This window comes from Brevibacterium sp. Z349TD_9 (assembly GCF_056173565.1).
Genome location: NZ_CM149680.1, coordinates 1,947,325 through 1,961,760 on the forward strand (window position 1 = coordinate 1,947,325; position 14,436 = coordinate 1,961,760).

At 68.6% G+C, this 14,436-nt stretch carries 15 protein-coding genes; 12 read left to right on the top strand and 3 right to left on the bottom strand.

The window, feature by feature from the left end:
• Positions 1-39: 39 nt before the first annotated feature.
• Positions 40-471: a hypothetical protein gene (locus tag AC0VYB_RS09095; protein WP_293787884.1), complete on the bottom strand. Its 432-nt coding sequence runs from the start codon at positions 469-471 to the stop codon at positions 40-42.
• A gap of 310 nt (positions 472-781) precedes the next feature.
• Between AC0VYB_RS09095 and AC0VYB_RS09100 the strand changes: the two genes are divergently transcribed.
• From AC0VYB_RS09100 to AC0VYB_RS09140, 9 genes are all read left to right on the top strand, one after another.
• Positions 782-1,855 (top strand): ImmA/IrrE family metallo-endopeptidase, encoded by a 1,074-nt coding sequence (locus AC0VYB_RS09100; protein WP_259801025.1) that lies wholly within the window; start codon positions 782-784, stop codon positions 1,853-1,855.
• Positions 1,855-2,787 carry a bifunctional DNA primase/polymerase gene (locus AC0VYB_RS09105; protein ID WP_409048317.1) on the top strand — a complete coding sequence of 311 codons (933 nt, stop codon included), beginning with the start codon at positions 1,855-1,857 and terminating at the stop codon, positions 2,785-2,787. Before AC0VYB_RS09100 ends, AC0VYB_RS09105 begins: the two co-directional genes overlap by 1 nt.
• 32 nt (positions 2,788-2,819) lie before the next feature.
• The gene (locus tag AC0VYB_RS09110) at positions 2,820-3,461 is read left to right on the top strand and encodes a DUF2637 domain-containing protein (protein WP_144588146.1); all 642 of its coding nucleotides are present in this window, start codon (positions 2,820-2,822) and stop codon (positions 3,459-3,461) included.
• On the top strand, positions 3,458-3,862 hold the full coding sequence (locus tag AC0VYB_RS09115; RefSeq protein ID WP_144588144.1) for a hypothetical protein: 405 nt from the start codon (positions 3,458-3,460) through the stop codon (positions 3,860-3,862). Before AC0VYB_RS09110 ends, AC0VYB_RS09115 begins: the two co-directional genes overlap by 4 nt.
• 93 nt (positions 3,863-3,955) lie before the next feature.
• Entirely contained in the window at positions 3,956-4,846 is an 891-nt protein-coding gene (locus AC0VYB_RS09120; RefSeq protein ID WP_475384650.1) for a hypothetical protein, read from the top strand.
• Positions 4,843-5,841 carry a ParB N-terminal domain-containing protein gene (locus AC0VYB_RS09125; protein ID WP_475384651.1) on the top strand — a complete coding sequence of 333 codons (999 nt, stop codon included), beginning with the start codon at positions 4,843-4,845 and terminating at the stop codon, positions 5,839-5,841. The genes AC0VYB_RS09120 and AC0VYB_RS09125 overlap by 4 nt, the downstream gene beginning before the upstream one ends.
• A gap of 36 nt (positions 5,842-5,877) precedes the next feature.
• Positions 5,878-6,570 carry a hypothetical protein gene (locus tag AC0VYB_RS09130; protein ID WP_475384652.1) on the top strand — a complete coding sequence of 231 codons (693 nt, stop codon included), beginning with the start codon at positions 5,878-5,880 and terminating at the stop codon, positions 6,568-6,570.
• Between the two features lie 13 nt (positions 6,571-6,583).
• Positions 6,584-8,191, top strand: coding sequence for a M23 family metallopeptidase (locus AC0VYB_RS09135; protein ID WP_475384653.1), 1,608 nt, complete (start codon positions 6,584-6,586; stop codon positions 8,189-8,191).
• 6 nt (positions 8,192-8,197) lie between these two features.
• Positions 8,198-8,464, top strand: a complete 267-nt coding sequence (locus AC0VYB_RS09140) for a DUF6112 family protein (protein WP_026926270.1) — start codon at positions 8,198-8,200, stop codon at positions 8,462-8,464.
• 14 nt (positions 8,465-8,478) lie between these two features.
• Here AC0VYB_RS09140 and AC0VYB_RS09145 read toward each other — a convergent pair whose 3' ends face one another.
• Positions 8,479-9,345 carry a TIGR02391 family protein gene (locus tag AC0VYB_RS09145; RefSeq protein WP_259801154.1) on the bottom strand — a complete coding sequence of 289 codons (867 nt, stop codon included), beginning with the start codon at positions 9,343-9,345 and terminating at the stop codon, positions 8,479-8,481.
• Positions 9,346-9,532: 187 nt separating this feature from the next.
• Between AC0VYB_RS09145 and AC0VYB_RS09150 the strand changes: the two genes are divergently transcribed.
• From AC0VYB_RS09150 to AC0VYB_RS09160, 3 genes are read left to right on the top strand one after another with little or no spacing between them, the layout of a single operon-like run.
• Positions 9,533-9,829, top strand: coding sequence for a DUF6112 family protein (locus AC0VYB_RS09150; RefSeq protein ID WP_227007205.1), 297 nt, complete (start codon positions 9,533-9,535; stop codon positions 9,827-9,829).
• A gap of 31 nt (positions 9,830-9,860) precedes the next feature.
• Positions 9,861-11,228 (top strand): conjugal transfer protein TrbL, encoded by a 1,368-nt coding sequence (locus tag AC0VYB_RS09155; protein ID WP_475384654.1) that lies wholly within the window; start codon positions 9,861-9,863, stop codon positions 11,226-11,228.
• A 3-nt stretch (positions 11,229-11,231) separates the two neighbouring features.
• Positions 11,232-12,701 (top strand): PrgI family protein, encoded by a 1,470-nt coding sequence (locus AC0VYB_RS09160; protein ID WP_475384655.1) that lies wholly within the window; start codon positions 11,232-11,234, stop codon positions 12,699-12,701.
• 3 nt (positions 12,702-12,704) lie between these two features.
• Here the strand turns inward: AC0VYB_RS09160 and AC0VYB_RS09165 are convergent, their stop codons facing one another.
• On the bottom strand, positions 12,705-14,399 hold the full coding sequence (locus tag AC0VYB_RS09165) for a hypothetical protein (RefSeq protein WP_259801157.1): 1,695 nt from the start codon (positions 14,397-14,399) through the stop codon (positions 12,705-12,707).
• Positions 14,400-14,436 lie beyond the last annotated feature (37 nt).

The following is a 14,436-nucleotide window of genomic DNA, read 5'->3' on the forward strand; positions in this document are numbered from 1 at the left end:
GGAGCAGGGACCGGTGGCGGCTCCGTCGCGCGGTACCGGTCAGTGCTCGGGCATGTGTGTCATTTCCTCGTCCAGGAACTTGGTGATGGCGTGGAGTGCTTTCGGCGAGATATCGCCGAGGGTGCGGGCAGCGTAGGACTTCACCTTCGCGACACGCATGGACCGAACCAGGTCGAGCTGGGCAGAGACCTTCTCGGGAGTGGCAGCACCGTCCTCGCCGAGCAGGAACGCGGCGTCCACGTCGAAGAACTCCGCGAGCCCTTCGAAGACGGCGGGGTCTTGGACGTAGCGGTGGCCGTTGACCATGTACGTCCAGCGCGACCGCGACAGGTTGGTGCCTCGTTCTTGGAGGTAGCCGGCGATCTGCGAGTAGGTCGGCTCCGTGCCGGACTCGGCGACGGCGACATCCATCAGGAGCCGCAGACGTTTGGCGAGGTCTTCGGCCGCAGCCTGGCTCTCGTCTTCGGTCATGGTGGCTGACCCCCTTCCCTTCGCGACGGGCAAGGCATCGATGTGGGCCACCCGGAGGGTGGTTGTGCATGCTCAACCGTACTTGTTGAGCATGCACAAATCAAGGCTTGCGCATGCTCAACGTCGATGTTAGAACAGGACTCTGGGACATTTGAGCATGCTCAATGTAGGCGTCCCGGTCTCGGCTTGGGCTGCCTCAAGGAGGTGAACGATGTCCAGCTCACGTTTCGGGCGCGGGTGTTCGCGCCTACCTGCCAGGTGTACCGCCGCGCGCAGCTGCGTCGCGGCCCGCCGAAGAGGAGGCCAGAGCATGGCATCGAACGAGGACGCCCGCGCGGCGCGAGAGGCGAAGCTCGACGAGCTGCACGAGAAGCTGACCGGAGCGGTCGAGTCGCTGGTCTCGGGTGACGATTGGCGGCAGGCGCTCGCGTTCGCGGCACGGTTCCGGTCGCGGTCGTTCAACAACACGATGCTGATCTGGGTGCAGCACGAAGCCGCCTACGAGGCGGGCCGGGTGCCAGAACCCTTCCCCACCCTGGTCGCCGGATACCGGCAGTGGCAAGGGCTCGGGCGGCAGGTGATGAAGGGCCAGCTGGGGTACATGATCTTCGCGCCCGTGACGGGCCGGTTCGCTACCGCGACCCCTGCCGATGCGGGATCGTGGCGACGACTCGGGCCGAGGGAGAAGCCGAAGGCCGGCGAGGTGGTGCGCTCGCGGATGGTCGGGGCCAGGCCGGCCTACGTGTGGGATGCCTCCCAGACCGACGGCGAGCCGCTGCCGGTGCCGCCCGCTCCGACGCTGCTGGAAGGCGAAGCACCGACGGGGCTGTGGGAGGGGCTGGCCGGGCAGATTCGCGGCGCGGGGTTCGAGGTGCTGCGGATGCCGCACGAGGGGATGATCTCCGGCGCGAACGGCATGACCGACTACGCGGCGCGCACGGTTGCGGTGAGGGAGAACATGGACCCTGCCGCGCAGGTCAAGACCCTCGCGCACGAGCTGGCGCACGTGCTGATGCACGATCCCGACGACGAAGAGGCGCGGCAGCATCGCGGCATCCGCGAGGTCGAAGCCGAGTCCGTCGCGCTGATGATTGGCGCCGCGCACGGCATGGACACCGCCCGGTACACGATCCCGTACGTCTCGACCTGGGCCACCCGCGTGGACGGTCAAGAGCCCGCCCAGGTGGTGCAGGGCACCGGCGAGCGGGTGCGGAAGACCGCGCTGGCGATCCTCGACCAGCTCGACACGCTCCAGGTCGGCGACGGCACCCCGCCCGGCCTCGAACGCGACGCCCCCAGTCCGCGAACTTCCCGTGCGGCTGCGGTGGAGGCGAATCGTCCGCGTGTTGCGCCGGTGCCGGCGCTGTCGGGGCGGGTGCTGTGATGCCCGAGCCAATCGATGTCCTCGCGGCGCTGATTCGCGTGGATCGCGCGCCAAGCCTGGCGTTCGCCGCGGGCGCCCTCGCGGCGGCCGGCGTGCCCGTGTTCCCGTGTCTGGTCGAGGGGAAGCGTCCGCTGACCCGTCGTGGGTTCCTCGATGCGAGCAGCGACCCGGAACAGGTCGCGGCGTGGTGGTCGCGCACACCGGACGCGAACATCAGCATCCCGACAGGCGCTGCATCGGGCGTTGTCGTCGTCGATGTCGATGTCCATGGCCCCCACGATGGCCGCGCGGCATTCGAGCGCGCCTCCGAGGCGGGGCTCGTCGATGGAGCGGGTCTGTTGGTGCGCACACCCACCGGTGGCGCGCACGTGTACTTCCCGGCGACACAGGGCAGGGAGCAGCGGTCGTGGCAGGCAGCTGACGTGGGCGTCGATTTCCGGGGCGACGGCGGCTACATCATCGCTTCGCCTTCCCGGCGAATCATCGACGGCAACGTCCGCCGCTACGAGGTCGCCGACATCGCTGCGCACTCGGTGGGCACGGTGGACGCGACCCGCCTGCGGGACTTCCTCGACCCGCGCCCCGTCACCCGACCACGCGCCAACGACACCTCGGTCGCCGTGGATGGGAAGCGGCTGGCGGCGTGGGTCGCCAGGCGGGGCGAGGGCGAGCGGAACCGGGGCCTGTTCTGGGCCGCCTGCCGCCTCGCCGAGAACGGTGTCTCAGCCGCCGACGCGCTCGATGCCCTGGGTGCTGCGGCACAGTCGGCGGGTCTGGGCGATCGCGAGATCGCCACGACGGTGCGCTCGGCCTACCGCGCCACCCAGCCTCCATCGGAGGCCACGTCAGGCCGCCGGATGCAGAGCGCGGATCGGTGGTTCGGCTACTCGGCGAGCCCACCGTCCCCAGCCCTTGGGAGGGCTGGGTTGTGAGGCGTGAATCGGAAGGACGGCGCTGGGCCGCCATGACGGCGGTCGCGGGGACGGTGTTCATCGCCGCCGGGGCGTTCTGGCTGTCGTTCACGTCGCTGGCCGATCTGGCCGCTCGCTCCGGGATCGGGGCGGGGCAGGCGTGGGCGTGGCCGCTGATCGTGGACGGCATCATTGTCGTCGCCACGGTCGCCGTCGTCGCACTCGCCGGGCAGCACTCGGCCTGGTATCCGTGGGCGCTGTTGGTCGGCGGCGCGCTCGTGTCGGTGACGGCGAACGCCATTCACGCCGTCGTGGCCGCAGACGCCGACGTCCCAAGGATGCTCGCGGCCTCGGTCGCCGCCGTGCCGCCCGTCGTCCTGCTCGCCATCACGCACCTGACAGTGATCCTCACCCGCACACCCGACCCCGACACGCAACCTGCCGCCTCGCGTCCGACGGTCGCTGCGGAGTCGATGCCAGCGCTGCCGTCTGGCGAGCCGGAACCGAACCGTCGCGACGATGGTGTGGTGGATCGGCGGGCGCTGGGGTGGGAGCTGCGGGAGGCGGGCTGGTCGAACAAGCGGATCGCCCGCGAACTCGGGGTGCATCCCTCGACCGTAGGCCGCTGGTTCGCCGTCGCACACCTGACTGACACAAATGACACCGCCGACGAGCGGGAGGAGACGACCCCATGAACACCAGCGACAACGCGCAGCACACCGACTCGGTAAGGCCCGATCCGGCGAGGCTGGTCCTCGAGGAGCCGCGGGAGCGCCCCGAGCCAGTCGAACCGGCGAGCACGCCGGAGGCGGTGCAGGCAGCGCAGGTCGCCCGCGACGACAAGCAGCACGCGATCGTTCGCGGGCGCGGCGTGGAGTGGGTACGCCCCACCGACCTGATCGCCCGGCACTCCGCGCACGCAGCCGGCCGTGGCCTCGACTTCCAGGCCGAGCTGGCACGCCGTACTGGCACCCCGCTCGGGGCCGCAGTTCGTCGTCTCGGGGGCCGTGCCCGGCGACTGCCTCCGATCTCGGCGTTCGGGCGCAGCACCGCGCCTGCCTCGCAAGTGTCCCGCTCCGGGGTCTCGATGAGTTGACGGCGGTGAGAGGTCATGGCTGCGACGGCATCGGCATGCAGGACGCACTCCTGGGAGCGAGTGCGCACCTGCCTGCCAGGAGGTGCCGACACCATGACCACACCAACCCGCACCAACACCGCGCAGCCGCCAGACCGCGGGGGTGAGGACTTCACCACCAGCGAGGGCGTGCGCGCCCTGCTCAATCGCCTCGCCGAGGGCGGCGAGGATGCCTGGGTTCACGACCCGGTAGCCCGCGACCTGATGGAGTTCGCCGCCGACAAGTACCGCGCTCTGGCGAGGAAGCACAAGCTCGACACCTGGGAAGCAGTGACGGCGGCGTTCGACGCGATGCAGTACCGCTCGACCCGCGAGGCCAACGATCCGTGGGCGATCATCACCCACGCCGTGCGGATCACCTGCGTCTACGAGGAACGCGCCCAAGGGCTGCTCTGCTCGGTGCACCAGGCGCGCCGCGCGCACGTCTCGGCGTTCCACGATCCCGAACGGTTCTCCGAACGCGATACCGCACTGGCCGACTACCATCCCGCGTTCCACACCACTGACATGCGTCCCAGTGACCTCGAACCGGAGCCGCGCGACAGTCTCGGGTCGGCGCAGGCGTGCATGTCCGCCGGGTCGGCGGCCGAGGACGCCATCGCGATGCTGTGCCTGCTCGACTGGCCGACCGACACCGCACGGGCCGCGGTCGAGCACATCTGTGGAGCGTTGATGAAGGCCGGAACCCGACAGTCTGCCTACGAGGCGCTGCGCCGCGACCGGCACGCGCGGGCACTGCTCGACCTGCCGCGCCGCTCCTGGGCCACGCTGCTGAAAGCGCTACTCGGGAACCCGCACCCGGCCTACGTCGCAACCAGCAGCGGCCGCGGCATCCTGCTCCGGCTCCTGCTGGGCGAGACCCTCGACCTGCTGCTCCGGGACGACGATCTGATCCTCGCGCTCGCACTGGCTGCTCCGGGCGGTGGGGGCGGTGAGTCGTCGTGACCGAGCCACAGGTCGGCAGCATCCAGCTCGACCGTACCGTCGATTCGATCCTCGTCGGCACACGGCACCGCGCCGATCTCGGCGACATCGACGCCCTCGCGGCATCCATCGGACGCGACGGCCTGCTGCAACCGCTCACGATCACCATTGACGGCGTACTCGTGTGCGGAGCACGACGCCTGGCCGCGATCAAGAAGCTCGGCTGGCGCACCGTCAACGTGTGGGTTCGCAGTGGCCTGTCCGACCGGCTCGGGCAGCTCCTCGCCGAGCAGGACGACAACATGCTGCACAAGCCCTACACCCAGCTCGAAGCCGCCGGCCTCTACCGCGAGATCAAGCAGGTCATGGCCGAGGACGCTGCCCGCCGGAAGTCCGCTACCCAGTTCAGCAGCGAGAACCAGCCGGGAAACGACGGTCCCGCAAAATTTGCGGGACCGTCGAGCGCGCTCGGGGATGCGCGGGAGCAAGCGGCGGCGATGATTCCCGGCGGTGCGTCGCACACGACACTGGAGAAGATCGGCTACCTCGAAGACATCGCCAACAACCCCGCCCAGCCCGAGATGTTGCGCGCCGAGGCCGCCGCCGGGCTGGAGCGGATCGAGGCCGGTGACCCGGTGCATCCGATCTACCAGGCGATCCGCGATGCCGACACCACCGAGCGGGAGCGGCGCGAGGCCGAGCTGCATGCCCGTGCCGAGGCAGCCGTGGCCCAGGCGAAGTCGATCAAGAAGGGCAAGCGCACACCACCGCGACCACTGCCGCTCGTCACCGGTGACGGGCAACCCGTCCGCTACCCCCTGCGCGCGTTCGTCCAGACCTGGGGCGAACTGACGAACTGGTGGACCCACTACGACGCCGACACACTCGCCGCCGAACTGACCGACGAGCAGTTCGAGAACTTCCTCACCACCACCGACGGCACCCTCCGATTCGTCGACGCACTCCGAGCCGCCCGCGAAGGCATGACGGAGCGGCCACGCCTCCGCGCACTCTGACCACGGGCACAGGTGCCGGGTGCGCACCTGCTCGGCATGAGCCCTGCACCCACCGACGCCCGGAACCGCCGCCGATTCGTCGCCCTCATCGCCGCCGGCATCGTCCTGCTGCTCCTAGCAGGCATCGGCGTCTACGGACTCCTCACCGGCCCCCGCAACAACACCAGCCCCCAGCACGACCCGGAGCCCGGCCCAGTCACCACAGCACCGCCGACCGTGGCACCGAGCACGCCCACGCCGCCGCGGGTTCCAGCAGTTCCGCGTTCGGCCGATCCTGCGACTTTCGCGCAAGGTGTCGCGTCCACGCTGTTCGCGTGGGACACCGCTTCGGGGCTGTGGCCGCTGGACTACACCTCGGCAATCCTCGCAGTCGGTGACCCCAGCGGCGACGAGCAAGCCGGGCTCGCCTCCGACGTAGCCGTCTACCTCCCCACCCGAGACGCCTGGATCGAGCTGCGGCAATACGCCACCCGCCAGCACCTCACCATCGACACCGCGTACGTCCCCGACGCCTGGGCCGACGCCGTCGCGCGGGCCCAGCCAGGACAGCTCGCGGCAGGAACGACGGCCGTCACGATCGAGGGCACTCGCCACCGTGCCGGGGTCTGGAACGGCCAACCGGTCACCAGCGAGCATCCGGTCGCGTTCACCGTGTTCGTCGTCTGCGCACCGACTTATCCGACCTGCCATCTGCTGCGGCTGTCGCAGCTCGACAATCCGCTGCGTTGAAGGGGTTGTCGTCGTGTTCCGCAAAGCCGCCATCGCAGCGCTGGCGCTGCTGTTCTTCGCCCCCGCCGCCGCGCTCCTCGGGATCGGGGTGCTGATGAACCCCGCCGCCGCCTACTGCGCCACTCCAGCCGGGAGCGTGAACCTCGGCCCGATCCTGGACTCGCTCACCGTGACCACCGCGAACGGCGAGACCTTCACGCTGAATCGTCAGCAGCTCACGCACGCGGCCACGATCATCGCCGTCGGCAACGGCATCACCGACGTGGGCCGCCCGGGAATCAAGATCGCGCTGATGGCCGCGCTCACCGAGTCCACGCTGCGGATGCTCACCAACACGAGCGCCTACCCCGAGTCGGCGAACTACCCGAACGACGGCAACGGCGGCGACCACGACTCACTCGGCCTGTTCCAGATGCGCCCACAATCGGGATGGGGCACCGTCGCAGAGTTGATGGACCCGAACTATCAGGCGCGGGCGTTCTTCGGCGGGCCGACAGGACCGAACTACCCCTCACCGCGCGGCCTGCTCGACATCCCCGGCTGGCAACAGATGGACCCCGGCGAGGCCGCCCAAGCCGTCGAGGTCTCCGCCTACCCCGACCGCTACCGCAACTACGCGCCCGTCGCCGACAGCGTCCTCGCCGCCCTCACCAGAGGAGGCAGTCCCGCTGGCGGCGCGGGCGGCCCGGCGGTGTCGTCGTCGCGTGTGGTGTTCCCGCTGCCCGAGGGCACCTGGGTGCTGACCTCGCCGTTCGGGATGCGGGTGCACCCGATCACGGGCGAACGGAAGATGCACACCGGCACCGACTTCGCAGCGCCCGATGGCACGCCGATCCTCGCCGCAGCGGACGGCACCGTGACCGTCGCGGAGTTCACCGGCGGGTACGGCGGCCTCATCGTCATCGAGCACACCATCGACGGCCAGACCGTCGCGACCGCCTACGCGCACATGTGGCAGAGCGGCATCCACGTCCGCCGCGGAGACCGTGTGAGCGCAGGGCAGCACATCGGCGATGTCGGCTCCTCGGGCATGAGCACCGGCGCACATCTGCACTTCGAGGTCCGGCCCGGCGGCACGAACGGGGAAGCCATCGACGCCGCCGCCTGGCTCAATGAGCACGGGGCTGCGAACCTGCCCACGGCGACCAGCGGATCACCCGCCGCCTGCAACAACACTGCTGGTGCGCCGACCGGTGTCGATGGAGACCCCGACCGGCTCGTCGACGATCCCACCAGCTCGGGCAAGATCACCGCCCGCATGCTCCACCTCTACCAGCAGACCCTCGCAGCGTTCCCCGACACCGGCTGGGGCTGCTACTCGCCCCGCCCCGGCACGAAGTCCGAGCATCCCCTCGGCAGTGCTTGCGACATCACCTTCGGCAACCGCATCGGCCAGCGACCCACCCCGGCCCAGCTCGACGCCGGCTGGAAGGTCACCAACTGGATGGAGGACAACGCCGACGTGCTCGGCGTCGAGTACCTGATCTGGCAAGGCCAAATCTGGTCCGTCGCCCGTGACGCCGAGGGCTGGCGGCCATACAACGGCGGAGGGGTGCACGACCCCGCCTCCATCACCGGCGGCCACTACGACCACCTCCATGTCACCGTCAAGGTGGGGTGATCGACGATGGGTGTCTTCCCCGACTTCGACGGGCTCGGCGGCATCGGCGACCTCCGCGCCGTGGTCGGCGCGCTCCTGACGTTCGTCCTGATCGTGGCCGTCCTCATGCTCATCGTCTCCGCGATCGTCTGGGCCATCGCGACAGCCCACGGCAACTACGCCACAGCTAGCAAGGGCCGCATCGGTGTCCTCGTCTCCGTCGGCGCGGCCGTCCTCGCCGGAGGTGGCGTGGCCTGGATGAACTGGCTACTCACAGTCGGTTCAAGTTTGTAGCTGCGGCTTCGCGGTCATCGGTCTGATTCCTCCGCGTCGGCGCTCGCTGTCTCGCACTGGTCGAGCAGGCGCGCGAGGTAACTGTATGCCGCGAGGCGCTCCATCGCTTCCTGCTCGGACAGTTCGGTGCGCGTGTGCGTCGTCACGTTGCGGACCGTGAGGTTCAGACCAGTGGCCAGCGCGTTGAGTGCCTTAGCGAGCGGTTCAAGACCGCCGCGCATGCTCTTCACCGTCTTGTCATCCGACCTTCCCGGCCAGGTGAGCTTCGGCTTGCCCGGTTCAGGAGCGCCCGGCGATAACGTCTGCTGCCAGAAGACCGTGTCATCGACATCGTTCCGGCCGAGACGTTCCTTCCAGTGGACCGTGAGGCCTTCGGCTGCTTCACGAACTGCAACTCGGTACTGATGCGTCGTCCAATGGGCGGAAGCACCAGCCCAGACCACGGGGTGAAACTGTGCGGGAGCGAAGGTCGGAAGGTCAGAGTCGGTACGTGACTCGGCGTCGACGATCATCGCGTCGAGCCTGCCCTTGACGTTGGCGGTCGTAGTCCGAATATCCCGAGGCGCGATGGGGGCCTTGGGCGCAGACATAAATGACCAGTTGGAGATCGGGTCGATCGCTCCGAGACCAGCGATCCCAATGTAGGCGCCGGTCACTGACACAGCGCTCGCCGCCAGGCCAGCAGCCTCCGCGACACCGAGTTCGAGCCGTTGAACCTCGCTCTGGTCCTGGCCTTCCTTTGTCCACACAGTGGGAAAGAGGCCGCGCGCCGACATGTGATCCGACTCAACCTGAGTGCTCATCCAGGCGTCGAACGCTTCCTCGAACTTCTCAACAGCGGCACGCAATCGCTGGAGGTAATCCACCCCGTACTGACTCATGTTCCTTGCACCTCTCGTCCGGCGGTCCCGTGCGGGCGAGCGACGCACAGATACTCCGAGGCTACGGGCGGCCACCGACAGGGACGGCGACGAGCGCGCACCTGTCGCGTGTACCCCGTCTGCGAGTTCGTGGGCGGGCCGCCCGTCGCCAAGGAGACCTACCGTGTTCGATCTGCTCACTACCGTCATGTCCGCGCCGTTGCTGGTGCCGATGGACATCAACATCGACCCCAATACCAATGGCCTGCCGGGGATCAACCAGCTGCGCACCATCGTCGGCGCGGTGATGACCATCGGCCTGATCCTGTCCGTGCTCGCGCTGATCGTGTCCGCGATCGTGTGGGGCTTCGGCGCGAACTCTTCCAACCCGCACCTCGCCTCGCGCGGGAAGATCGGCGTCCTCGTTTCCTGCGGCGCTGCGGTGATCTGCGGCGCGAGCGTGACGCTCATCAACTTCTTCTGGAACGTCGGCCAGTCCGTCTGACCCGCCCCGTCGGCGAGAGCTGGTGTTCGTGATGGGCGTGTGCGACGTTCCCGTGATCTCCTCGGTGTGCGATGCCGTCGGCGAAGGAGCCGCGTCTGTGGTCGCGGCCCCGTTCGACTGGCTCGCGCAGGCGATGGGTGCCGCCGCAGGGTGGCTGTTCGAGGCGGTCTGGTCGGTCTTCGACACCACGACGCTGGTGGATGTCACCAAGCCCGGCTACATCGCCGTCTACAACCTGCTGTTCGGCATCGCGGTCTTCGTGATGCTGATCTTCTTCTGCCTCCAACTCATCACCGGGCTGATCCGACGCGACCCCACCGCCCTGACCCGCGCCGCGCTCGGGCTGGCGAAGTCCGTCCTCGGGTCGTTCGTCGTCATCACGCTGACGGCGCTGCTGCTGGAAGTCGTCGACCAGCTGTGCATCGGGATTGTGCAGGCCGCCGGAGAGACCACCGAGTCGATGGGCGACAAGATCGCCCTCCTCGCCGCAGGGCTGGTCGGGATCAACATCGCCGCTCCCGGCGTCGGTGCCATCATCACGATCTTCATGGCTGGCCTCGCGATCACCGCCGCCGCGATCGTGTGGCTCTCCCTCCTCGTCAGGAAAGCACTCCTGCTGGTCGCGGTCGCGTTCGCGCCGCTCGCCTTCTCTGGTGCCTCGTGGGACGCCTCGCGAGGCTGGATCGGGAAGTGGGCGATGTTCGTCGTCGCGCTGATCTGCTCCAAGCTCGTGCTCGTCGTGATGTTCCTCGTCGCGATCACCCAGGTCTCCGCACCGATCGACGCCGACCTCGCCTCGGTAAGTGATCCCATCGCGGGGATCGTGCTGATGGCGATGGCCGCGTTCGCCCCGTATCTCACGTACAAGTTCATCGCGTTCGTCGGGTTCGACATGTACCACGCGATCGGTTCCGAGCAGGACGCCAAGAGCGCCCTCAACCGCCCGATCCCCGTCCCGACCAAGCCGCAGGGCGGCGGCGATCCGAAGAAGGTGCTCGACGGAACCGGCGGCGGGAGCGCGGGCGGAGGCTCCGGCGGAGGAAGCAGCGCACCGCCACCGCCGAAGACCCCGGCACCGGCACCCGCCGCGAGCGGCGGAGGCGCGGCTGGTGGAGGTGCCGCAGCGAGCGGCGGCGCGGCCGCAGCCGGTCCCGTGGCCGCAGGGGTGGTGGTCGGGGCGAGTGTCGCCAAGGGTGCCGCGACCGCCGGGCCGAAGGCCGGAACGGCGCTGGGAGCCCAGGGTGAGCACGCCGCCGACGCAGCCGCGCAGACAACGCCACCGCCCGCCGCCTCACCTGCGGCACCGCCGTCAGTCTCGGCACCACGACCGCCGAGCACCGACCCGTCACCGCCGCCGAAGCAGCCCCCGCCGCCCGCGCCACGCCCACCAAAGGAGTAGATGATGAGCAGCACGAACCACGACCGGCCCACTGCGGGTGAACTCGTGCCGGTGAAGTTCTCCCGCCTCACCCGCCGCGGTGTCCTCCTCGGCCTTTCGCTGACCCAGCTCATCACCCTCGCCATCGGCGGAGCCACCCTCATCGGCGCGTTCTACGCCGGAGGTGGGATGCTGCTCGCCTACAGTGCCCCGATCTGGGTACTCGCCGCCGCGCTGACTTGGATACCGATCGCGGGCCGGCCGATCGTGGAGTGGCTGCCCATCGCCTGCTGGTGGCTGTGGCGTACCACCGGCGGACAACTGCTGTACCGGCGCAGGATCGTCGTCCCGCGCCCCGTCGGCACCCTCGCACTGCCCGGCGACATGGCGCGACTGCGCGAGTACACCGACCCCGACACCGGAGCGGGGATGATCCACGACCCCCACGCCGCCACGTTGACCGTGGTGTGCGAGGTCACGCATCCCGCGTTCGTGCTCCTCGATCCCGGCGAGCAGGAACGCCGCGTCAGCTCCTGGGGCCGCGTGCTGGCCACCGTCTGCCGCTCCGGGCGGATCGCCACGTTGCAAGTCCTCGAACGCACCCTCCCAGACTCCGGCACCGGACTCGCAGAATGGTGGGCTACCCACGGCACCCCAGACGGATCATGGGCGGCCGACACCTACGCCGAACTCATCGAACGCGCCGGACCCGCCGGCGAGCGCCACGCCACCACGCTCTCGCTGTCGCTGGACATGAAGACCAGCGCTCGGCAGATCAGGACCGCGGGCGCCGGGATGCGCGGTGCTGCCGCCGTGCTGCGGCAGGAAATGAACACACTCGTCGCCGCGCTGCGCTCCGCCGACCTCTCGCCCTCGGGGTGGCTGACACCAGGGCAGATCGCGGTGATGCTGCGCTCGGCCTACGACCCGGCCATCGCCGCCACCCTGGAACGCCACGGCAGGCTCGGCCAGTCCCTCGCGACCGCGGGGCCGGTTGCGGTCACCGAGACCTGGGGCAGGTTGCGCACCGACTCCGCTCACCACGCGGTGCTCTGGGTCAGCGAGTGGCCGCGGTCGCTGGTGTATCCGGGGTTTCTGTCGCCGGTACTGCTGTCCACCGGCATCCAGCGGTCGTTCTCGCTGATCTGCACACCGATGCGCTCCGACCAGGCCGCCCGGGACATCCGCAAGAAGAAGGTCGAGTACATCTCAGACCAAGTCCAGCGCGCGAAGATCGGCCAGATCGACGACGCCTCCCAGACCGCCGAGTACCACGACGTGCTCCAGCAGGAAGCCGACCTCACCGCCGGCCACGGCATCCTGCGCTACACCGGCCTGATCGCCGTCTCTGCACCCACCGTGGAAGAACTCGACGCCGCAGTCGCCGCCATCGAGCAAGCCGCGATCCAAGCATCCTGCGAGACCCGGCTCCTCGTCGGGCAGCAAGCCGCCGCGTTCACTGCCGCCGCGCTACCGCTCTGTCGCAAGGTGTAGAGGCTACGCGGACGGCAACTCAGCAGCAGAGGCAATGGCAGCCGGAGCTTCGGTGCGACCAGAAGCGCCATCTGCGATCACAGTCACCAGGGCATCGATGCTCTCGTGGTCGGCGTCAGCAGGGAACATCCACTGGACATCACTTCGTTCTGTAGTGACGCCGATGGTTGGCCGCACTCGCTCTCCGTGATTCGTTCTCGGACGCACGTACTTCACCTCATCGAGTGGGTACGTGGTGCCGAGCTCGCCACGACGTAGAAGCGCCTTCGGTGTCGCGGTGACGATTCGAAGGTCTGTCACCGCGACGAAGGTGCTGGACGTGAGCATTTCGGCCATCGCGCCGGCCCTTCCGGGGGCGAGCGCGTCCCAGGCCGTATCGACACGCTTGGCCAGGAGCACTGGCACCACTCCTGTGAGGTTGTGTGCGCCGGTCTCGTACGGGAACGCAATGCTGCGGAGTTGTTCACCGTCCTCCAGGAACCACCGAAGCACGTGCAGATAGGGATCAAGATCGAGCCCCTCGGGTGCGCACACCGTGGCCGGCACTGCTGGCATCTCGACTGCTGGTTGGAGCATGTCGGCCAAAGGCTCGATGGCTTCGAGGAGCTGCCTGCACGTGAGCTGAGACGCCTTTGCATCCTTCCGCTTCTTCGTGAGAGGCACGGTAGCGCGACCGGGGAGCTCCGCGATGATCCTCAACTCACGCACGAGTGACTCGGTCAACGCGCGGATTTCGGAGAGCGACTCGTTGATCTCGGCGGGCGTGTTCCGGACGATCCGGTCGAAGAGCTGCGCTTCGCTGTCGTCATTGGTCCTTCGTGTTCTGGCGAGGGCAGCCCGGACAGCCTGGTACTCCGCGTGGGTCTTCAGCGAGCTGAGCAGCGCGTAGGTATCGAAGACGATTGCTTCGGCGTTGGATTCGAGGTACTGACGGCGAGCGCGACCCTCCACCTTCCCGAGTTCCTGAACGTGGCCTGCCACGTTCTTGCGGTACAGCTTCAGTTGCTTGCGGATGTTGGGGCCGCTGGGAGCGATGGGCTCCCAGACAGAGTCTGTGATGGCGTCGAGTTCGCGGGTCTCCTTGACTGCCTCATCGACGGACTCCGCCAGTCCTTCAAGCTCTGCCCATTGCTCGTTTCGGATGGCCTTGAGCGTCTGCGTCGTGAGCTGGATGTTGGAGCGGACGAGGCCGGAAATCTCGCCGAGCTGCATCTGGAGCGCGATCATGGCGACGGCCGGCCCGATGGCTGCGATCGCTGTAGCGGCTGTCATTGAAGCGGGGATGAAACGCGCCTGGGCGACCAGTTCGCCGTTCTTGAAGATCGCCCCGAGCTTGGCGCCGTCCTTTGCTGCCATCTGGCCGCCGCTCTTGAGCAGGGACAGCGTGGCGTCGTTGACGCGGAAGAGGCCTTGCGCGCTCGATACAGCTTCCGCAACGTCTCCGACGATGGTGCCTGCGTTGCCGAGGGAGCCAAGAGCGGTGGAGAGCTGAGCGCGGTCAAAGGAAGGCACCATGTCGAGGCTGATGAGTTCAAGCCCGTCGGGGACTTCGCCGAATACGACTGCGACACCTGGTGTCACCTCGACGAGGGTCGTGGACGTCGCGAGTTCAAGCGCGTCGGACCTGATCTGCCCATCTTCCTCGGCCTGCCCGCCAATAGCCTCGTCGCTACCGGACTCGTCGCGCGCGTCGTCCATGTGGGCTCTCCTTCTCGCCGGTGACTGCCGTGTGCCT